Raw genomic sequence first — 21,496 nt, forward strand, 5'->3', positions numbered from 1 at the left:
GTTTTGATTCAGTTAATAGATCTATTTCTTGAAGATGAAATAAACTGCCAGGACAAGGCAAATGAAACCTGCAAAGTGATTCCATTTAAATGTTTCATTCTTAAACACCAGCAGGGTAAATAAGGTAAAAATGACGAGAGTAATTACTTCCTGTAAAACCTTAAGTTGAATTAATGAAAAAGGCCCTCCATACTCCCTGAAGCCAATCCTGTTTGCCGGCACCTGGAATATATATTCAAAAAATGCAATTCCCCAACTTATCATTATAATAGCGAAGATCCCTAATTTTTGGAAGCCCTTCATCTCACCAAATTTGAGATGGCCGTACCAGGCGAGTGTCATAAAAATATTGGAAAAAATCAATAAGCCAATAGTTAACAATCCTTTCATAAGCTATTTAAATATGAATTTTAAACCATTTCATCATCTGGCTCCACGTGAATTAGAACATCTGCAATCTCGGGGAGTTCGTTTAGAAGTCGGTCTTTTACCTCGTGCGCAATATCATGGCCTTTTTTAACACTAATTTCTGCGTCCACTGCTATATGAAGATCTACTATGAATGCCATCCCCATTTTACGCACATAACATTTTTCAGTATCCACAACTCCCTCAACGGTCATGGAGATCTCCCTGATGTTTTCAATCATATCATCATGCATATGTTCATCCATCACCTCGCCCAGAGCGGGCCTTAAAATAAGATAAGCGTTGTAAAGGATAAAACCCGATGCAAAAAGTGCCGCCCAATCATCGGCAGTTTCATAACCGTCTCCCATAAAAATAGCAATAGAAATGCCTATAAAAGCCATTAGGGAAGTAATGGCATCACTTCTGTGATGCCAGGCATCTGCTTTTAAGGAAGTGCTCTTGGTTTCTTCTCCTTTCTTAGAAACAAACCGGTAAAAAATTTCCTTTATTATAACTATTACTGCCAGAACAATAAGGGTGTATGATTCGGGTACGCGGTGAGGGGTTTTAATATGTTCAATACTTTCATAAGCAATAACCGTGGCCGAAATTACAAGGAATCCCACTACAGCAAAGGTAATAAGCGGTTCTACCTTCCCATGACCGTAGGGATGGTTCTCATCGGGCGGTTTGGTGGAATATTTTAAACCTATAAGTACAAGGACCGAGGAAAATACATCGGTAGTAGATTCAATAGCATCGGCAATAAGGGCATAGGAATTTCCAAAAACCCCGGTTATTCCTTTAGCAATAGCTAATAGTGCATTTCCTATAATGCTCAACCATGAGGTGTTGATAGCCTTCTGAACGTTGGAATTCATTAAAACGTTTAATATTATGCAATAAAGTTAAGCGGCACGAAACAATTTACAACCTGAATGCGGAAAATATTATTTTCACTTGAAACATTAATAGACCTTATGTAAAATATACCTTAACACAAATCCAACCAATAAGATGCTAATACCAGAAATTATAACCAGGAGGTCCAGGGAAAATGCCATTGTTAAGCAACCCGTCAAACCAAGGAGGGGGATAGCTTGCCCGTACCGCCGATCCTTAATGGGTTGGTTTAACGCTGCAATATTGGTAATGCTGTAATATAAAAGTATCGTAAAGGCAGCAGCGCTAAGTATTATTTCAAATTTCCCAAATAAGGTAAGCAGTGTTATTAAAGTCCCCGTAATTAGTATTCCAATGTGAGGTACCAGATTCTTATTATGAACACGTTGAAAAACAGGAAAAAGGTCTTTTCTCCTTCCCATGGCAAGCATCATCCTGCTTATTCCAAGGATTTGACTTAAAAGTACACCCAACATGGCAGTTGACGCGCCAATGGTGATAATAATTTTTATTTCGGTATTTGCCAGGGCATTCGCAACCATTTGTAAAGGAGAAGTGCTGTTGGCCATAGCTTCTGTACCAATTACACCTATGGCAGTAAAGGAAACGAGGGCATACAAAATTATTGCGGTTATAATAGTAATTATAACTGCCTTTGGGATGGTACTTTTGGGGTCTTTGACCTCTTCAGCTAAAGTTGCAATCCTGGCGTACCCGGTAAAAGCAAAAAATAACAGGGCAGTTGCTTCAGCAATACCTGAAAGCCCAAAGGGCGCAAAAGGTTTAAAATTTGAACTGTCTATTTCGGGCAACCCCTGAATAACTAAATATACCAGGGAAAGAACTGTAATGCTTACAATTCCCAGATTTAAATATCCGGTTTTCTTTATTCCGAAGAAATTTGCAATTGTGAGAATTATAATTGCTGCCAAAGAATATAAGAGGGGTGATCCTATGGGCACCAGCTGATAAAAATAACTTCCAAACCCAATAGCTACGACACTACCTGCGGAAAGTTTACTAATAAGGAACATCCAACCTGCAGAAAAACCCAGGCCAGGATTTAGTAACCTGTAGCCATATTCATATGTACCACCAGATTGCGGATATACGGCTGCAAGTTGCGCTGAACTTAATGCATTGAAAGCAGCAACAATCCCCGCCAGGAGAAGACTTACCAGGAATGCCGGGCCGGAAATTCCTGCCGCCACGCCGGTAACCACAAAGATCCCAGCTCCAATAATTGCTCCCAGCCCTATTCCAACTGCATCTTTTAAGCCGAGTGCCCTCTCAAGTTCAGCATAGCTTTTTTTCTCCATTTTTCACTTGTAATTTACCACCAAACTACAAAAAAACGTTCAAAATAATTGTTTCCAGATCTCATCCAAATAAGCGGCGATCGTTTTTTTTGAAGCAATTCCATAATTTGGAAATGTATTTCTATATATGTCACCCACTCTTCATTTGCGGAAGGATCTATGGGCCAATCCTGTTTTGGCGGAGAATGAAACAACTTATCTCCATATTCAAAATTGGTGAAATCTCCAATTCTTATCCAATATCCCGCAAAGCAGGAGGTATTTATTTCCCTTGTATCAGGCTGTTTTATTCCTTTAGGCAGGAATAAAGTGGCTTTAAAACAAACCTGTTGTTCAATTTCGTTTACTGGAAGGTTATAATTATTCAAAATTTGGAGTGTTTCCTTCTCATAAAGAAGAGGTAGCTGCTGTTCCTCTAATCTGGAGATCTTCTGGAGCAAAGAATCTTTCCTATTTGGCCCAATCCACCTCGCAGCCGGATCTTTAAAAGAAGGATCATAAAGGTAGAACTTGTAAACCAATTCAATATGGTAAGGAGTGCTTGTTTTGCGATCTTTAATAAGAAAATCAATTTCTCCCAGGGTTATCTTGCCTTTAAATATTTGCAGATTTTTTACAATGACTTCATATTTTTCAGAATGTTGGAGCAAATGGTCAAAAAAGAATTCCATGCGTTTTCCCAGTACAAAATTCGAGTTCAGTTCAGGAATTTCATAGGTAGGGGAGAAGTCATCGGTTTCCTTAATTTGGGGGAACTCAAATTGTGTAAGACCAAAAAGTGGAGTTTTGTTCCAAAGGGGAGGAGTTTTCACAAAACCCCAAAACTGCTCTTTAATCCTGTTGTTCATAACACAATATAAATACGAAGTAAGTTAGTATGGAGAGCCTGCATTTATTTCTTCATGGAAGATTTGAATAACGGAAGACCCAAAACTTTGAACTTAAAAATTTACCTGTGCCTGCAAACGCAGCAAGCTTCCTTCCTGCAAATTATCTCTTATTATGAAATCTTCATATCTTCTTGATGAGATAGTGTACATTGCTACAAGCTCAAAGGCTTTAACGGGTTGCCATTCAACCCCTATTTCCAATTCCTTTACCTCATAACTTCTTGCATCCCGCTCAAATTTCTTACCTCCGTTATAATAATGGTATCGGGTAAAGGGAAAAAGAACCTGGTTTCCAATGTGTGTTTTATAGGTTAAAGTGGCATATCCTCCATGCAGGGGCGTGACTTCAATGCTGTTGGTTTCCTTATTAAATTCGGGGCCTTTACCTATATTATATTCAGCCTGGATTCCAAATGGTTGTGGATATAATATAAAACTCGCCGCAACGCGTTGGTCCAGGTAATTAAGATCATTATTTACCATAGTGCCATTGCTTACATTTCCTGTGGGCATTTGATATTGGCCCGTATATGCCTGTATCCCGGGTTCAATAATTTGAGAACCCAGAAGGAAAGGATAGGAGAGACGCCCTACTACATGCAGCTTATTATTGAGTTCCGGCGAATTCCCGGTTTGACCGTTAAATACTCCAAAACCAAATACCCCATAATCCCCGGAACCCTTTAAGCCCAATTTATTTAACATAGAAAACCTTTCCTGAATTAAGGTGGGGGTCCAGTAAAAAAACACTCCCAGTTCCCGTTCATTTCTAATAGAACTGTTCAAGGCATCATTCCTATCCAGCGGAATTCTGTTCTGGCTGGATTGCATATTCTCAAAACCATAAGGGACCTTGCTTTGACCAAACCTGAACCTGTATTCACCATTTTTATCAAGGCTTACATCAAAATAAGCATCACGTAATTGCCCCAGGTGCTGTCCACCCGAACTTGCAAAATCCGGTTGAATATAAAAGGATACATAATCTCCCAGATTTCCTGAAAATTTTAACCTTACCCTGCGCAAAGAAAAACCATTACCATCTCCCCAACTACCGTCACACTGCTCACAGGTTAATTGCGGATTGGTTTCCAAAAGCCTGTTGTATCTGGCCTGAACATACCCGCCCACTGAAATTGTCTCAAACCATTTGAGATTTGTTTTAGGAGGAACAAGAGTATCCTCCTGTGCTAAAGCCGGTAATGAAAAAAGTATAAAGGTGAATGCAACGAAAACTTTTTTAATGATCATTAAATGATATTTGACTTAACAATAAGCTTAAAATTTCGGCGCAAAATAATGCAGAATAAATGTAGGAAACATAAGATTAATCTAAGGTTATTGTTTTCTTAACTATTTAGAAACATTCATTTTGAGATATGCTTAAGATTTATCGTCTTCTTTATCTGTGCTTAAAAGATAACCAAAGGGTTTTAAGGAAGGCACGTGGTTAAAAATTATATTTAAAATACCCAAAACAGGAATGGCGAGGATCATTCCTAAAATCCCCCATACCATATTTCCTAAAATGATGGCCAGGATCACTAAAAATGGGTGAAGATTCACTTTATCTCCTACTACATAAGGCTCAAGAATATAACTTTCAATAAACTGCACAACCACAAATGTGATAATTATACCAATTAAAACTCCTATCTCCCCGGTAGTGAGATAACCAAAAACCAGGGCGAGGCCAAAGGCTATAATATTTCCAATGAAAGGAATTAAGGAAAGAAAAGCGCCAATAAATGAGATTAGTATAAAATTATCAACCCCCGAAGCCCCCAGGCCAATGCTGTAAAGAACTGTAAGTAATATTATAAGAAAGGATTTCCCTACCAGGTATTGTTGCACCAGGGTTGCGGTATTATCGATAATTGCATTTGTCTCTTTTTGCTTCTCATTGGGCGCGAGTTTCAGAAAGAATTTCTTAAACTTCTTACGGTAATTCAGGAGGAAAAAAATATAAATAAAAACCAGGAGATAGTTACTTAAAAAACTGAGTACAGCTGTCATAAAACCAAAAGCTTTCTGGCCGGCACTGCTACTTCCCCCCATAGCGGTAAGGTCATTCTCCTCTTTATAAGTTTCAAAATCTTCTTTAGTTAATGCTGTATGATCATAAATAAAACTTTCTGCCTGCTCTATCTTTGGACTCATTTTTTCCTTTATGAGATCCCAGTCATTCACAAAGTTTTTGATTTGAAATGATAAGAGCGCAAAGACCCCAAGGGAAATTATAAAAAGGATTAAAGTGCTGGCAAGGGAAGAAAATCCGCGGTTCAAAAAGGAACGTTCCAGTTTATTTGAAAAGGGGATCATAAGTAAAGCCAGTACGATAGCCATCACCAGAGGGGCTAAAAATCCCCTCGCCTCCACAAGGCCGAGAAATAAAAAGTAGGAACCTACAATGAACATTGTTCCTATAATGAGGATCTTTTTTCCTTTAGTAATTTTCTCCATAAACATGTTTGTATTAACACCCTTAACCATATTTACAAATGATTTTCAGGGTTTATTCATATGAAGGTAAAAATATATGTAAGCTCACATTTTATTTTTTGATAGATTTAACGAAGTTTCGTCTTGCTCACACTTGAAATAGAGAGAATTTAAACAACGCTCTTAAAATTTTTAACGTTTTTAAATTTTATTTTCCTGTTATTAACATTTCTTTAGGATAATGGAAGTTTTGGAGTATTTTTACTATAAATTCCCTTAACCGATGACAAACAGAAGCACTTCTCATTATAACTTAATTTTTTTTGATTCTTTTGTTATTGCAGAAGCACATGAAAATTCGGTGGTTACACCCGAAGTTGTAAATGAAAACCTGAAACTGGTTTTTGATCATTTCAATGGAAAGGAATTTACCCTTATTTCGCACCGTAAATATAATTACAGTCTGGACCTGAATGTTTATACCCTAAAACTTATTAAAAAACTTCGGGGAATTGCAATAGTTTCTACAGATTCCGGAATGAAAGAAAAAGCTGCCCTTGAGCAACTTGCTTTTCACGGTTCCTTTGCTTTTTTTGAAAATCTTGAAGATGCTAAAAGATGGGCGGGGAGTATGGTCACATCTAAAGCCTAATCTTTTTTATAACCGCCAGCTTCTCCAGGAAGTACTTCAGTTTATTTTATTAATTCATGCAATCTTCCTTTCCATAAATAAATGGAAAGAGCCCTTTGGTATCCCTAAAAAAAATATAGGATTTATTTAACAGCGCCAAATTTCTAGTCTGCTTTTTATTTGAGATTTTTATAAGAACCACGAAAATTTTATAAAAAATGAAAGATGAAAAGAAAAAAAGCGGGACAAATAATGATAAATTAAAAGATCTCGAAAAGAACCGAAAGGATGGCAAAGATGAATTTTTAACTACCAATCAAGGAGTTAAAATTAATGATAATCAAAATACTTTATCTGCAGGGGAAAGAGGACCATCACTCCTTGAAGACTTTATTTTCAGGGAAAAAATGACCCATTTTGACCATGAGCGTATTCCTGAAAGGATTGTGCATCCCCGTGGATCCGGAGCACATGGATACTTGGAGGTATATGAGTCTATGAGAGATGTTACCAAAGCCGGATTTCTCCAGGATCCCGGTAAAAAAACCCCCGTATTTGCCAGGTTTTCTACCGTTGTGGGATTCCGGGGTTCATCTGATGTTGTAAGGGATGTAAGAGGTTTTGCAGTAAAATTCTATACCGAAGAAGGAAACTATGATCTTGTAGGGAATAATATGCCTGTGTTTTTTATTCAGGACGCAATGAAGTTCCCGGATCTGGTACATTCAATTAAACCTGAACAGGACAATGAAATGCCCCAGGCATCTGCGGCACATGATACCTTTTGGGATTTTGCCTCCCTAATGCCTGAATCTATGCATACGTTGTTATGGGTTACATCAGACAGGGCTATCCCCAGAAGTTTAAGAATGATGGAAGGCTTTGGAGTGCATACTTTTAGATTTATAAATGAGGAGGGTAAGTCAACCTTTGTAAAATTTCATTGGAAACCTAAATTGGGAGTTCACGGTTTATTGTGGGATGAGGCTCAAAAAATTTCCGGAAAGAACCCCGATTTCCACAGGCAGGATCTATGGGAGGCCATAGAAAATGGGAATTATCCTGAATGGGAACTAGGGGTTCAATTGATCCCTGAAGAAGATGAACATAAATACGAGTTTGACATTTTAGATCCTACCAAATTGATACCCGAAGAACTTGTGCCAGTGCAACTTATTGGAAAAATGGTACTTAACCGTAATCCCGATAATTTCTTTGCAGAAACTGAACAGGTAGCATTTCATCCGGGTCATGTGGTGCCGGGAATAGATTTTTCAAATGATCCCCTATTACAAGGCCGGTTATTTTCCTATACTGACACACAACTTATAAGACTGGGAGGTCCTAATTTTCATGAAATTCCAATAAACAGACCTATTGCCAAATCTCATAATAATCAGCGTGGCGGGCATATGCGACAGGAAATTAATGTGGGTAAAACAAATTATCATCCAAATTCATTGGGTGGGGGATGTCCCTTCCAGGCAAAAATGAAAGAAGGTGGCTTTGTATCTCATCATGAGAAAATTGATGCCAATAAGATCAGGACCCGAAGCCAAAGCTTTTTAGATTTCTTTAGTCAGGCTACCTTATTCTATAACAGCCAGACAGAAGTGGAGAAAAAACATATTGTAGATGCCTTTAGTTTTGAACTTGGAAAAGTGAAAATGGTAGAAATAAGGGAGCGTATGGTTGGACTCTTAACCCAGGTAGACCAGGATCTCGCAAAACAAGTCGCCGAAAATCTTGGAGTTGAATATCCACGGGAACCAGAAAAACCAATAAATAAAGGAATACCGGCAGATGCGGGACCGGAGGAATTTGAACCAAAACATGTAGAACAAACTATAAAATCTTCCCTTCCTTTAAGCATGCTTAATAACCTGGTGGAATTTGTCGCCTCCAGGACGGTAGCCTTTTTATGTGCAGATGAGGTAGAGGATGATTCGCTAAACTCTATGAAAAAGGCACTGGAAAAAGAAGGGGCTACGGTTAAAATAGTAGCGCCCAAAACAGGAATGCTTAAAACCAGTGGAGGGGAGAATGTAAAAATTGATGACAGTTTTTTAACCACTACTTCTGTGGTTTTTGACGCAGTTTATGTACCTGGTGGGGATCAAAGCATTTCCAAACTTAAAAATGATGGCGACGCCATTCATTTCCTTAACGAGGCATACAAACACTGTAAACCTATTGGTGCTGCCGAAAATGGTGCACTACTGGAGAGCACCTATTTTTACAATAGATTACCCAAGGATCAATTCTCTAAAAAAGGAGTTATTCTTAACGGAGATAAAGAAAGCTTGCCGAAAGATTTCATTTCTGCCATTAAGAAACATAGATTCTGGAACAGGGAAAAGGCGGAAAATATTCCGGCCTGATATTTATCTTAATTATGGATTGAAGATCCGGGTTTCAAAAGAACCCGGATCTTTTTTTAATTCTTTTTACCAAAAAGGCGCTTAAAAAAGCCTTTCTTTTTTTTGCCGCCGGTTTGGTTTTTTCTTCTTTCCTTGTCAGGATTGGTTAACAATCTTTCAAGGAAACCGTCCCTTTCTTCCGGTTCACAATCCATCATTTCTGCAACGCTGGCCCATGTGGGTGGGAAACGGGCCTTTGTGATCTCATTGTATTTTTCATCCTCATTCAGGCTTTTTAAGAATAAAGCAAAAATGGGAAGGGCCGAATTTGCTCCCTGTCCAATAGATGTACTTCTAAAACCAATTCGATGGTCATCTGTTCCTACCCAGGTGACAGTTAGCAGTTTCGGTGTGATCCCAACAAACCAGCCATCTTTATTGGCCTGGGTAGTACCTGTTTTGCCGGCAATATCGTTTTGCAGGCCGTATACACTCCTTAACCTTACAGCGGTTCCCTCATTCACCGTTGCTTTCATCATTTCAATCATGATCTGCCGGTTTGTTTCGGTAAAAGCCCTGTTGGCAGCAACCTTGGGTTTAAATTCGGCAAGAAGATTTCCTTCGCCGTCTTCAATTCTGGAGATATAATAAGGGGTGCTTGGTTTTCCATCATTTGCATAACTGGTAAAAGCCCTTGCCACCTCTCTTAAACTTAGCTCGGCAGTCCCAAGGGCTATAGAAGGAACCCGTGGAAGATCTGAGGTTATTCCCATCTTTTTGGCCTGATTTACAACATTGCCAATTCCGGTTTCCATAAGGACCTTCACCGCAATGGTGTTCATCGACTGACTCAATGCCGTGGTAAGGTTATAATTCATGTAAGGATCCTCTTCCGGTGCTCCGGAATTTGAAGGGGTCCACCCACCTTCATACGTTACTTCATTTGCAGAGAAATAGGAGCAGGGGCCTATACCATTTTCCAGGGCAGCTGTATAAACAATAGGCTTGAAGGTAGAACCCACCTGCCTTTTGCTCTGGCTTACGTGGTCAAATTTAAAATGTTCAAAATCTACTCCTCCTACCCAGGTTTTAACCGCCCCTGTTTCAGGTTCCACCGCCAAAAATCCCGCATTAAGAAATTTTATATAATGTATAATACTGTCCAGCGTACTGGCTTTTATCAGCTTTTCTTTTCCGTAGTCAAAGAGTTTCATTTCCCGGGTATCCTTTCCAAGCTCGGCCAGTATATCGTCGTCGCTTAAGCCATTGGCTTTTAGTTTCTGAAATTGATCTGTGCGCCTGGCAGCGTCAAGAATAATATCTTTGTTTTTAAGCCAGGGCCCATTTTTGCCATAAGATTTTTCATGAGTTTGTTGCAGTACTTCGAGATGGGTGCGTGTGGCATTTTCGGCCAGTTCCTGCATATGGTAATCTATAGTGGTGTGTACAATTAAACCATCACGGTATATATTGAATTTTTCACCATTTTTATTTGGCAAGGTATCAAGGATGGAAATAAGATCTTTTCTTAATTGTTCCCGGAAATAGGGGGCAAGCCCCTGATCATGACTGTAAAATTGATAATCCAGGACGAGATCTTTTTGTTTTGCCTCTTCCATTTGAACATCTGTAATGTACCCGTACTTATTCATTTGAAAGAGAACCACGTCCCTGCGCAACCTGCTTCTTTCAGGAAATATTCGCGGATTGAAATAATGGGAGGCTTTAAGCATTCCCACTAATACGGCAGATTCCTCCAGCGTAAGATTGCTGGTACGTTTATCAAAAAACTTTGCCGCGGCACTTTCAATTCCGTAAGTGTTATCGCTAAAAGGAACGGTATTCAAATAAAGAGTTAAGATCTCCTTCTTACCGTGGATCCTTTCAAGACGTTTCGCAATAATTGCTTCCTGAATTTTATTCACAACAATACCAAAAGGCCCGTAATTTTTACGCCCATACAGGTTTTTCGCAAGTTGTAAGGTAATGGTACTTCCCCCGCCGGAAGATTTATCCTGGAGCAGAAGAGTTTTAAAGAATACCCTCAATAAACTTTTTCCATCAATACCACTATGATCATAAAATCTAACATCTTCAGTGGCTATTAAACCTTCTATAAGATGTTGGGGTAATTGTTCATATTTTATAGGTTGCCTGTCAAAAACATAATATTTTCCTATAAGTTCACCTTCGGCAGAGAGAACCTGTGTAGCTTCACTTTGTTTGAGCTGTGATAATTCCTGGGTATCTGGCATCTTTCCAAAAACACCAAAATAAATACTGAAGTAAAATAACAGTAATATAATGATAAGAGAAGAAAAAATTCCTATTGCAATTTTTGCAGGTTTAGGTAAGTTCTTTATTCGTTCAAGCATAGTTAAGTATCAACCTACAAATAAACGAATACTAATAAAATATTATTTCCCTGTTTAGGTTTATTTTATGAAATTAAAAGGACTATGCAATAGGGAAGAAACAAAATAGCCGTTACTTCAGGTAGCAACGGCTATTGATCTAAAAATGAATACATACATTAATTTTTTGGGGTTATTGCAGCTGAGTATTCTAATCTTTTTTCGGGTTCTAAAAGCAGTACCGTCTTCTATCATACCACTCGCCTCTGGCTGTCTGCCTGATGTTCAGGAAATTTTTACGGGTGATACTACTGCCATCATTCGCTAATGTTGTCTCTAAAGTTCTCATAATGTAATATTTAAAAATTGAATCGTTAATCGTAACGTCTTTTACCGGACCAGGTAATTCTGGTAGATCCTTTAAGGTTTAAAAAATTCCTTTTGTCGTGGATGTGTTGTGAAGTGTTCATGGTTGTAAGTTTTAATTATTATTTTAGATCGTAACGTCTTCTGTTATACCAGGTTCCTCTGGTACTTTCTTTAAGATTCAGGAAATTCCTTCTGTTCATTAAGTTTCCTTCTTTAATTCCGGTGAAATTCTGTAAAGTTGTCATGATTAAAAGTTTATAGTTATATCTAATAGACTTCAATTGATTAGAAATGTTACAGTACTATGTATAAAATAGTAGTATTTAACAGATCTTTAACTAATTAAATAGGATTGGGTGGAATGGTGGCTATGTAAAGCCTAAGTAAAACAGCCGGATTAAGCCACATAACTCTTGGTTAATTAATTCCAGTTTCTTTTTAGATTTAGGGTGTACATTTGCTTTAAACAACATCTGCATGAAAATACTGGTTGTAGAAGATGAGCAGGACATGCTGGACAATATCCGGCAGGCGCTGCTCCGGGAGCATCATATAGTTGAAACAGCACCGGGGTTTCTCGCGGCCCTGGAGAAAATAGGGCTTTATGAGTATGATCTTATTTTACTTGATATAACCTTACCCGATGGAAATGGCCTGGATCTCCTTAATGAACTCAAAGAAAACGGAAAAAATCCGGGAGTAATAATCCTTTCAGCAAGGGACTCCCTGGATGACAAGTTGAGCGGATTAAACTTAGGGGCCGATGATTATTTACCCAAACCCTTTCATTTTTCTGAATTATTTGCCAGGATCCACGCAATTTTCAGAAGAAACAATTTCAATGGTAATAACCAGCTAACATTTGGAAACATTTCCCTTGATACCACAAGCCGGTCAGTTAAGATCAAAAATGAAGAGGTGGTGCTCAACCGGAAGGAATATGATATCTTAACCTATCTAATAATTAATAAGGACAGGCTGGTACGCAAATCGGGTTTAGCCGAACATGTTTGGGGAGATCATATTGACCAATCCAATGATTTTGATTTTATATATTCTCAAATTAAGAATCTAAGAAAGAAACTTACACAGCATAAGGCCAATGTTAGTATTTCATCAATTTATGGAATGGGCTACAAGATGATCATTAAATGAAATTATTAAATCTCACTACTTTATACCTGGCAGGACTTTTATTCCTGTTACTCACCTTGTGGGCAGTGATCTTTTATTTTCAAATGCTAGATGAGATCTATGACAGTCTGGATGATGGCCTTGAGAATCAAAAGATCCTCATCATGGAACAGGCCGGCATGGATCCATCTATTCTGGACCGCCCCGCATTTAATGAAGGTGCCTATATAATTCAAAAAGTAGAGTTTAACCAATTCAAAAATTTCCGGGAATCCTACCGGGATACTCTTATGTACATGCAAAATGAAGAGGATTTTGAACCTGTACGCCTATTGGAAAGTGTATTTAAACAGGATGATTCTTATTACAAGATCAAAGTTATCACGTCAATGGTTGAGGAGGATGATCTTGTAAAAGAATTACTCATATCACTGCTTTTACTTTATTTAGGATTAATAGGTAGTATTCTTATTATGAATAATCTTTTGCTTAAAAAGATCTGGAATCCCTTTTATGTTTTACTGGCTCAATTAAGAACGGTAAAGATCCAGGATAAAAAGAAGGCTGAATTTATTACCTCCCGGGTGGAAGAATTCCAATACCTGGGTTTGGAAATGAAAAAATTTATAGATCAGGCACAGGAGCGCTATCATAACCAAAAAGAGTTTATTGAGAATTCCTCTCATGAAATGCAAACCCCGCTGGCAATAGCCATTAATAATCTGGAAGAGCTTACAGAGACACCCGGTCTTAAAAAAGCTCAGGTAGACCTTATTGCAAAAACCCTTAATAAGCTTGAAAGCCTCACAAGGTTTAACAAATCCCTGTTATTGCTTTCTAAAATAAAAAACCAACAGTTCCTGGAATTTGAATCTATTAATTTCAATGAACTTATTAAAAATGTAATTGAGGATTTCAAAGATATTGCCCAGCACAGAAATGTGGAAATTGTTCTTATTGAACAGGGAGAGGTTAAAATTGAGATGAATAAGGAACTGGCTGAAATACTTTTCACGAACCTCCTGAAAAATGCCATTATATATAATGGAACTAATGAAACTGTTACCATTCAGGTTTTAGCAAATTCCGTAAACATATCCAATACGAGCAATTTTGCGCTTGATAAAGAAAAACTCTTTAACAGGTTTGGAAATTTTAATGCCTCATCCTCTTCAAACGGACTCGGATTGGCAATAGTTAAAGCCATTGCAGATATTTATTCCTTTAGGGTTGATTATAAATTTGAAGAGAGGCTACACACCTTTTCAATTAATTTTTAAAAACCCCCAAATCTTTGTTTATCCTGTTAATCTTTCCCAAATTTTAGGGGTTAGCGCCGGAATTCCCAAATCTTTCCAGTTTTGCACGTGACCTTTGTTTTATAATTTAAAGATAATGAGGTTAGTTATAGTAATATCTTTATTTGTTTTAGGAAGTTTATTTATTTCCTGTGACGAGAACACGTCCAATTCAGATATTCCTTCAGTTGTACTAAATACTTTTAATCTGGAATTTAAACAAGTAGAAGATATATCCTGGAAGAGAAGGGGTGAACATTATGAAGTGGAGTTTGAAATTGAAGATGTAGATCATTCGGCACTTATTAATGCAGCCGGAAAACTAATAAAGTACAAAAAGGAGATTGAAATAAGGGATTTGCCGCAAGAGGTTCTTGCATCCATACGTTCAGCCGGCTCAGGTAAGATTGGGGAATTGCATCTCCTGGTAATAGAGAATAAAAAATATTATCAGGTTGAGATTGATGGCAGGTTAACAGATTCCTACATGATATTTCTGGAATCTGGGGAAGAAGTGGAAAATGTCATTTATTTTGAATAACTACCAATATTAAAACTATGAATATGCAAAAAGCAGCTTTTTTAATTGTTTTGGGGGTTTTGACTGTCGTTGGATTTTTAATTTTTGGTGTTGACAGCAAAAGTAATACTGCAAGGGCTTTAGAAAGTGACTCGGTAAAAATTGAAAAAAAATGGGAACTTCCTGAAATTTTGAGGGAAGTATCAGGAATTGCTTATATGGGCAATAACAAGATTGCCTGTGTTCAGGATGAAGATGGGATTATTTTTATTTTTAACCTTGCCACAACTTCTATTGAAAAAGAGATAGAGTTTGCAGGACCCGGAGATTATGAAGGAATAAGCCTGGTGGGAGGAACCGCGTATGTTTTAAGAAGTGACGGAACCATATTTGAGGTGACCAATTTTAATGAAGCTGCCCCTCAAACTTCAAAATATGAGACACCTTTAAAAGGAAAACTCAATTTTGAAGGTCTTGGATATGACGAAAATAATAACAGGTTATTAATCGCTTTAAAGGAAAAGTCTGGTGATGACTTTAAACCGGTATACGCGTTTGAACTGGAAAATAAAATCTGGGTTACGGAGCCGGTAATTAAAATTAAATTCAATGATCCGGTTTTTGGTATCTTAAATCAAAAGATATCCAGGAAAATGCTGCGTCCTTCTGAAATAACCCTGCATCCTTCTACCGGGAAAATTTTTGTACTGGAAGGCCTTGGGCCAAAACTCTTAATTTTGGACCAGTCCGGGAAACCGGAAGAAATACATATATTAAACTCTAAACAATTTCCGCAGGCAGAAGGGCTTACTTTTGGCGATTCAGGTGAAATATATATATCCAATGAAGGAAGCGGACAGGCAGCTAATATTCTAGAAATTTCCCTGAACAAATAATCTATGAAAGAAAAGATTGAAGAGGCTTCGGTAAAAAAAAGTAAAGCCCCCCTATACATATCCTTTGTTATTGTTACATCAATTGTACTGGCATATTTTTTTATTCCCGAAGTTCAAAATTTCCTGAATAATGCCTGGGATACCCTTACAAGTAATGAGGAAAAACGAATAAGGTCCTGGGTGGGGGATTTTGGATGGATAGGCCCGCTGGTGCTTATTCTTGCTATGGTGCTGCAAATGTTCTTACTTGTAATCCCATCCATAGCCCTAATGGTTGTATCTATTTTGGCCTACGGCCCCTTTTTTGGAAGTATAATCATTTTGCTGGGTATTTTTGCAGCTTCCACGGTAGGTTATATTATCGGAAGATATTTTGGCCCGGTGATAGTAGAAAAACTTATAGGCCATAAATCTGAAAGGAAAATAAGTCAATTTCTGGATGATTATGGATTCTGGGCCATTATAGTTACCAGGCTAAACCCACTGCTGTCCAATGATGCAATTAGCTTTGTAGCAGGTATCCTTAAAATGGGATATTGGAGATTTATTGGAGCAACCCTGGTAGGAATCTCTCCCCTTATTATTTTTATTGCAGTGCTGGGAGATACTACCGATGGTTTAAAAACAGGATTATTATGGGGGTCTATTATAAGTTTGATCCTGTTTGTAGGTTATGTGTGGTGGGATAAAAAACGAAAAAAATAAACGGGCCACCGGGCCCGTTTATTTATACATTTTATTCTTTTTAAGATTTTTGCAGTTTCCGGGCTACGGCTTCAACTTCATCAAGTACCCTGAGGAGGTTTCCGCCCCATAATTTTTCAATCTCCTCTTCAGTATAGCCCCGTTTTACCAGTTCTACGGTAACATTCAGGGTTTCGGAAGCATTGTTCCAGCCATCGATTCCCCCCCCACCATCAAAATCTGAACTTATGCCCACATGGTCAATTCCAATAAGTTCTACCATATAGTCTATATGGTCTGCAAAATCTGAAACATTCACCGGAGATATTGATTCCTTAAGTTTTTCAATTTGGGAAGCTGCAGCGTTAGTGATTTTTCTATATTCGTTATAATATGCAGTTCGGGTATCATTATCCATAGCTCTTATGGTGTCACGGGGCAGTACCTTTATTCCCATTTTTTCACCTACGGCTTTATGAACTTCTAGTTGGGCTGCATTAAAGGCATTATGTTTTTCAGTATTTACATAAGCACTAAAGGCCACGGTTTGTACCACGCCCCCATGTTTCTTAAATAACAATAAAAGCTCGTCATCAAGATTTCGGCTATGGTCACACAACGCCCTTGCAGAAGAGTGAGATGCGATCAATGGGGCTTTGGAGATTTCAAACATTTGCTTAATAGCTTCTTTGGAAGGATGCGAAACATCTATCATCATTCCAAGCCTGTTCATTTCAACCACCGCTTCTTTTCCCAGCTCACTCAAACCGTTATGAAGCCATACATTATCTGCTTCTCCCGTATTGGAATCGCTTAACTGGCTGTGTCCATTATGGGAAAGCGACATATAACGGGCGCCAAGATTATAGAATTTTTCAATATTGCCTAGATCTTCACCCAGAGGATAAGCGTTTTCAACGCCTATCATACCTACCAGTTTTCCGTGCTTCACCAGTTCCCGTACTTCAGTTGCACTAGTGGCCAGGCCAATTTCATTGGGGGCATGTTCATTTACCAGTTTATGGATCGCTTCAAATTTTGACATGGCATTTTGATAGGCCTTTTCATATCCTGCCTGGGTAAGTTCATCCTGGCCGGTATATACTATAAACCATGCTACATCCAGGCCACCTTCCTTCATTTTTGGAAGATTCACCTGTGTTTCGAGGTCCTGCGTATAATTTCGTGTATCGGTGAAATTATTAACGTTTATATCGGCATGGGTATCAATTGTAATAACCTTCTCATGAATTGCAGTTGCTTTTTCAAGGAGTTGGGAGTTTTCCGAATCCTGTGAAAAAGTGGTATTGCCTGCCAATAAAGTCATTAAGCTTAAAATGTAGTATCTCATTTTGAATGTTTTAATTTAAAAAGTGGAATTTAATCATAAAATTTTACGTGATCGTTTAATTAATAAAAAGCGATTGATTTTTCTTCTAAATTTGATGTACATCCCATCTCCTTATGAATAAAATAATTGTGGTTAATAATACCGAAAAATGGCAGCTCAAGGTTAAGAACATTGCAATTGTGTCTTCCCGCGATTATCTTACCAAACCTGAGTTTTCACAGTTAAAGAATGCCCGGGTATTTAACCTTTGTAAGGATTATTCCTATCAATCTAAAGGATATTATGTTTCCCTTTTAGCCGAAGCCCGCGGGCACCAGGCCATTCCTACCGTTAAAAACCTGGTAGATTACAGGGAGCCAAAACTGGTGAAAATTGTTTCTGAAGAATTTGAAGATCTTATACAATCGAGCCTTAAAAATATCAAATCTCAGGAATTTACCTTAAGTATATATTTTGGGCAAAATGTTGCACAAAAGTATAAGGAACTTAGCAGCATGTTCTACAAACATTTCCAGATACCTTTCCTGCGTATAACTTTTAATTACACGACTAAATGGAATATTAAGAGTGTAAAAGCAATCTCTGAATCTGAAATTCCTGAAGAGCATAAGGAAAGCATGCATTTTTTTGCCGCCCAGTATTTTGCTAAAAAACGCTATGATACTCCCAAGCAACATTCTGCAGATTTTGACCTGGCAATTCTGGTACAGCCTAATGATCCTGCACCTCCCAGCAATCCTAAGGCTTTAAAAAAATTCCTTGAAATTGCAGAAGGGATGAACTTTTATGTGGAAGTGATAGGTCCCAAAGACCTTTCCCGGCTTTCAGCCTTTGATGCGCTGTTTATAAGACAGAGCACAGAGGTAAATAATGATGCCTACGCATTTGCAAGAAAAGCCCAACAGGAAGATATTGCAATTATAGATTACCCTGATGCTATTCTAAAGTGCTGCAATAAGGTTTTTATGGCAGAGGCTTTGGAAAATGCAAACATTCCAACTCCCAGGACTATTATTGTTCATAAGGATAATAAGAATGATGTCCTGGCACTCACAGGCTTGCCCTGTGTTTTAAAATCTCCTGATTCCACATTTTCCTTTGGGGTGAAAAAAGCGGAGACTGAAGAGGAATATCACGAGCTGGTGAGTATGATGCTTAAAAAATCTGAACTAATAATAGCTCAGGAATTTACCTATTCTGAATATGACTGGCGTATTGGTATTCTGGATGATGTACCCATTTTTGCCTGTCGCTATTATATGGCCAAAGGGCACTGGCAAATATATAACTGGGATGCCGAGAAGAAGGATGACCAGGATGGAAATGCCGATTGCCTGGCCATAGAAAAGGTTCCTCCCCAAATTTTGAGTGTGGCTTTAAAAGCTTCGAAATTAATGGGAAAAGGTCTTTACGGCATTGATGTAAAGGAAGTAAATGGAAAACCCCTGGTTATTGAGATCAACGACAATCCAAATATAGATTTTGGAGTGGAGGACCGTTATTACGGGGATAAAATATATACAGATATTTTAACAGCCTTTAAAAACCGGCTTTAAAGAAAAGAAATATGAGCTATCATCTTTTTGAAGTATTTGGGATCGAGCTGGAATATATGCTTGTAAATAAAAACAGTTTAAAAGTTGCGCCTATCGTAGATGAATTAATGATCGCCAAAACCGGGGAGATCACATCTGATGTTGATAATGGAAAAATTGAATGGAGCAATGAATTGGTGGCTCATGTGGTAGAATTAAAAACCAATGGCCCAACGGCAGATCTTGAAGATCTGGATCGACTTTTTGCTGAAAATATAAAAGAGATCAACCAATTGCTTAAGCCCTTGAATACTTTTTTGTGGCCCACAGCATCCCATCCTTTAATGCTACCGGAAGCCGAAATGAAATTGTGGCAGCACAGTTACAGCAAAATTTACGCGCTTTACAACAGGATCTTCGATTGTCGTGGCCACGGCTGGAGCAATGTGCAAAGTATGCACCTCAATTTACCATTTTATGATGATGGGGAGTTTGAGCGCTTGCATGCAGCAGTTCGAATTCTTTTACCCATAATTCCGGCATTAAGCGCGAGCTCTCCCATATTTGAGGGCAAAGATACCGGGTATCGCGATGCGCGAATGTTGGTTTACAAAACCAATCAAAAGGAGATTCCCGAGATGACGGGTAAAGTAATTCCCGAGCAGGGATTTTCCCGCGAAGAGTATTTCACCCGCATTTTTGAACCAATTAATAAAGCTATAAAACCCCATGATACCGAGAACATCTTGGACCATCATTTTCTCAATTCCCGGGGAGCAATTGCACGGTTTGACAGAAATGCTATTGAAATTAGGGTTATTGATATTCAGGAGTGTCCCGCAGCCGATATTGCCATAGCCATACTAGTGATAGAAGTGCTTAAGGTATTGGTAAGTGAAGAACTGGTATCCCTGGAAGACCAAAAAGCGTGGCACGAAGATGATCTTGTGAAAATTTTTGATAATGTGATCAAGGATGCCGAACATACCGAGATCAATGATTTATTATTTTTGAATTTATTTGATATTGAAAAAAAATGTACTGCGGGAGAACTCTGGCAGAAACTTTATGCAAGAGTAAAACATGAAATTTCCTTAAAACACCAGGGGACCCTGGAATTCCTGCTGAATAATGGAAGTTTATCTACCCGTATTCTAAAGGCGGTAAACAGGGATTTTTCTGAAGAAAATTTACAGAAAATATACCTGAAGCTTGGTGACTGCCTGGCTGAAAATAAATTATTTAAACCGTGAAACTTGTTTTAACCTGTGAACATGCAGGAAACAGGATCCCTGAAAATTACAGGTACCTTTGTAGAGAGGATGACCCAATTCTTCAAACTCACAGGGGCTTTGACCCGGGCGCCCTGGATGTTTATAAGGCATTGGTATCACTGGCCGATTTTAGTACCAAACACCTTGAGAGCAGGTTGCTTATTGAAGTTAACCGCTCTTTACACCATTCCTCTTTATTCTCAACATACACACGGGAACTTCCCACCTTAGAAAAAAAGAAAATTATTGAAGCCTATTATCTTACCTATCGAAATAGGGTTGAAAGTGCAATTCATGAATATACAGCGAAAGGGGAGGAGGTGCTCCATTTTTCGGTGCATAGTTTTACGCCTCAACTTAAAGGAGAAATAAGAAATACAGATATTGGTTTGCTTTATGACCCGCGAAAAGCAAAGGAAAAGGAATTCTGCAAAATTTTTAAAAAACACATTGAAATCCAAAATCCTTCTATTAAGGTCAGGTTTAATTACCCATACCTTGGCAAAGCTGATGGTTTTACTACCTATTTGAGAAAGAAATTCCCCCACAACTATTGCGGGGTTGAACTGGAAGTAAATCAAAAATTTGTGAGCAATAATAAAATGGAGAAGGGAATAAAATCGGCCATTCTGGAGGCTCTTCAAAAGAGTATAAAATAAAAAGACTTCAGAGTTACAACAATGAAGTCTTTTAAAAAGTAAAATTTTATTTATTGTTTCAATGTAGCATCGGCAGTTATTTCTGTATTCAGCAATTTTGACATTGGACAATTCTCTTTGGCTTTCTTTACCAGGGAATCAAAGGTTGACTTATCTACCTTGGGAACTTGGGCATTTAAAACCAAATGAGATTTGGTTATAGCTCCATCTTCAAAGGTTATTTCACAGGTGGTCTCCAATTTTTCCGGAGGAAAATTCTCCTCGGTAAGGTAAGCAGATAATTGCATGGTAAAACAACCCGAATGGGCTGCGGCTACAAGTTCTTCGGGATTGGTTCCAATTCCAGATTCAAATCTTGATTTAAAGGAATATTGCGTGTCTTTGAGAACACCGCTTTGAGAGCTTAATGTGCCGTTTCCTTCCTTAAGTGATCCGTTCCAAACGGCTGTGGCTTTTCTTATCATAA

The 21,496-nt window shown here is 38.2% G+C and carries 20 protein-coding genes; 10 read left to right on the top strand and 10 right to left on the bottom strand.

The window, feature by feature from the left end:
* Positions 1 to 21 precede the first annotated feature (21 nt).
* From FK178_RS03770 to FK178_RS03795, 6 genes are all read right to left on the bottom strand, one after another.
* On the bottom strand, positions 22 to 390 hold the full coding sequence (locus tag FK178_RS03770) for a DMT family protein (RefSeq protein WP_146831137.1): 369 nt from the start codon (positions 388 to 390) through the stop codon (positions 22 to 24).
* Between the two features lie 20 nt (positions 391 to 410).
* Positions 411 to 1,292 carry a cation diffusion facilitator family transporter gene (locus FK178_RS03775; RefSeq protein ID WP_146831139.1) on the bottom strand — a complete coding sequence of 294 codons (882 nt, stop codon included), beginning with the start codon at positions 1,290 to 1,292 and terminating at the stop codon, positions 411 to 413.
* 87 nt (positions 1,293 to 1,379) lie between these two features.
* Complete coding sequence (locus tag FK178_RS03780) at positions 1,380 to 2,633, bottom strand: APC family permease (protein ID WP_146831141.1); 1,254 nt, start codon at positions 2,631 to 2,633, stop codon at positions 1,380 to 1,382.
* Positions 2,634 to 2,647: 14 nt separating this feature from the next.
* A complete protein-coding gene (locus tag FK178_RS03785; protein WP_146831155.1) occupies positions 2,648 to 3,481 on the bottom strand; it encodes a DUF1853 family protein in 834 nt (277 codons plus the stop codon).
* A 93-nt stretch (positions 3,482 to 3,574) separates the two neighbouring features.
* Positions 3,575 to 4,774: a porin gene (locus tag FK178_RS03790; RefSeq protein ID WP_146831157.1), complete on the bottom strand. Its 1,200-nt coding sequence runs from the start codon at positions 4,772 to 4,774 to the stop codon at positions 3,575 to 3,577.
* Positions 4,775 to 4,906: 132 nt separating this feature from the next.
* Positions 4,907 to 5,986 carry an AI-2E family transporter gene (locus tag FK178_RS03795; RefSeq protein ID WP_240793891.1) on the bottom strand — a complete coding sequence of 360 codons (1,080 nt, stop codon included), beginning with the start codon at positions 5,984 to 5,986 and terminating at the stop codon, positions 4,907 to 4,909.
* A gap of 262 nt (positions 5,987 to 6,248) precedes the next feature.
* Here FK178_RS03795 and FK178_RS03800 point away from each other — a divergent pair, with 262 nt between their 5' ends.
* Both FK178_RS03800 and FK178_RS03805 read left to right on the top strand, forming a co-directional pair.
* Positions 6,249 to 6,617 (top strand): hypothetical protein, encoded by a 369-nt coding sequence (locus FK178_RS03800; RefSeq protein ID WP_146831159.1) that lies wholly within the window; start codon positions 6,249 to 6,251, stop codon positions 6,615 to 6,617.
* 197 nt (positions 6,618 to 6,814) lie between these two features.
* Entirely contained in the window at positions 6,815 to 8,977 is a 2,163-nt protein-coding gene (locus tag FK178_RS03805; protein ID WP_146831161.1) for a catalase, read from the top strand.
* 56 nt (positions 8,978 to 9,033) lie between these two features.
* On the opposite strand, the gene FK178_RS03810 is transcribed toward FK178_RS03805, so the two are convergent.
* Complete coding sequence (locus FK178_RS03810; RefSeq protein WP_146831163.1) at positions 9,034 to 11,331, bottom strand: penicillin-binding protein 1A; 2,298 nt, start codon at positions 11,329 to 11,331, stop codon at positions 9,034 to 9,036.
* Between the two features lie 467 nt (positions 11,332 to 11,798).
* Positions 11,799 to 11,924: a hypothetical protein gene (locus FK178_RS15730; RefSeq protein ID WP_262711703.1), complete on the bottom strand. Its 126-nt coding sequence runs from the start codon at positions 11,922 to 11,924 to the stop codon at positions 11,799 to 11,801.
* Between the two features lie 232 nt (positions 11,925 to 12,156).
* On the opposite strand from FK178_RS15730, the gene FK178_RS03815 reads away from it, so the two are divergent.
* The 5 genes from FK178_RS03815 (at position 12,157) to FK178_RS03835 (ending at position 16,232) form a co-directional block, all read left to right on the top strand.
* Positions 12,157 to 12,834, top strand: coding sequence for a response regulator transcription factor (locus tag FK178_RS03815; RefSeq protein WP_146831165.1), 678 nt, complete (start codon positions 12,157 to 12,159; stop codon positions 12,832 to 12,834).
* Complete coding sequence (locus FK178_RS03820) at positions 12,831 to 14,093, top strand: sensor histidine kinase (protein WP_146831167.1); 1,263 nt, start codon at positions 12,831 to 12,833, stop codon at positions 14,091 to 14,093. The genes FK178_RS03815 and FK178_RS03820 overlap by 4 nt, the downstream gene beginning before the upstream one ends.
* Before the next feature lie 115 nt (positions 14,094 to 14,208).
* Positions 14,209 to 14,652: a hypothetical protein gene (locus FK178_RS03825; RefSeq protein ID WP_146831169.1), complete on the top strand. Its 444-nt coding sequence runs from the start codon at positions 14,209 to 14,211 to the stop codon at positions 14,650 to 14,652.
* Between the two features lie 23 nt (positions 14,653 to 14,675).
* The gene (locus tag FK178_RS03830; protein WP_146831170.1) at positions 14,676 to 15,527 is read left to right on the top strand and encodes an SdiA-regulated domain-containing protein; all 852 of its coding nucleotides are present in this window, start codon (positions 14,676 to 14,678) and stop codon (positions 15,525 to 15,527) included.
* A gap of 3 nt (positions 15,528 to 15,530) precedes the next feature.
* The gene (locus FK178_RS03835) at positions 15,531 to 16,232 is read left to right on the top strand and encodes a TVP38/TMEM64 family protein (RefSeq protein ID WP_146831172.1); all 702 of its coding nucleotides are present in this window, start codon (positions 15,531 to 15,533) and stop codon (positions 16,230 to 16,232) included.
* Positions 16,233 to 16,272: 40 nt separating this feature from the next.
* On the opposite strand, the gene FK178_RS03840 is transcribed toward FK178_RS03835, so the two are convergent.
* On the bottom strand, positions 16,273 to 17,562 hold the full coding sequence (locus FK178_RS03840) for a dipeptidase (protein ID WP_146831174.1): 1,290 nt from the start codon (positions 17,560 to 17,562) through the stop codon (positions 16,273 to 16,275).
* Positions 17,563 to 17,675: 113 nt separating this feature from the next.
* Between FK178_RS03840 and FK178_RS03845 the strand changes: the two genes are divergently transcribed.
* Genes FK178_RS03845 through FK178_RS03855 form a run of 3 tightly spaced genes read left to right on the top strand, consistent with a single transcriptional unit; the run spans position 17,676 to position 21,030 of the window.
* A complete protein-coding gene (locus FK178_RS03845) occupies positions 17,676 to 19,118 on the top strand; it encodes a RimK family protein (RefSeq protein ID WP_146831176.1) in 1,443 nt (480 codons plus the stop codon).
* An 11-nt stretch (positions 19,119 to 19,129) separates the two neighbouring features.
* A complete protein-coding gene (locus FK178_RS03850; RefSeq protein ID WP_146831178.1) occupies positions 19,130 to 20,350 on the top strand; it encodes a carboxylate-amine ligase in 1,221 nt (406 codons plus the stop codon).
* Positions 20,347 to 21,030 (top strand): N-formylglutamate amidohydrolase, encoded by a 684-nt coding sequence (locus tag FK178_RS03855; RefSeq protein WP_146831180.1) that lies wholly within the window; start codon positions 20,347 to 20,349, stop codon positions 21,028 to 21,030. The genes FK178_RS03850 and FK178_RS03855 overlap by 4 nt, the downstream gene beginning before the upstream one ends.
* A gap of 50 nt (positions 21,031 to 21,080) precedes the next feature.
* Here FK178_RS03855 and FK178_RS03860 read toward each other — a convergent pair whose 3' ends face one another.
* On the bottom strand, positions 21,081 to 21,494 hold the full coding sequence (locus FK178_RS03860; protein ID WP_146831182.1) for an OsmC family protein: 414 nt from the start codon (positions 21,492 to 21,494) through the stop codon (positions 21,081 to 21,083).
* Positions 21,495 to 21,496 lie beyond the last annotated feature (2 nt).

The organism is Antarcticibacterium arcticum (assembly GCF_007993795.1).
Classification (GTDB): Bacteria; Bacteroidota; Bacteroidia; order Flavobacteriales; family Flavobacteriaceae; genus Gillisia; species Gillisia arctica.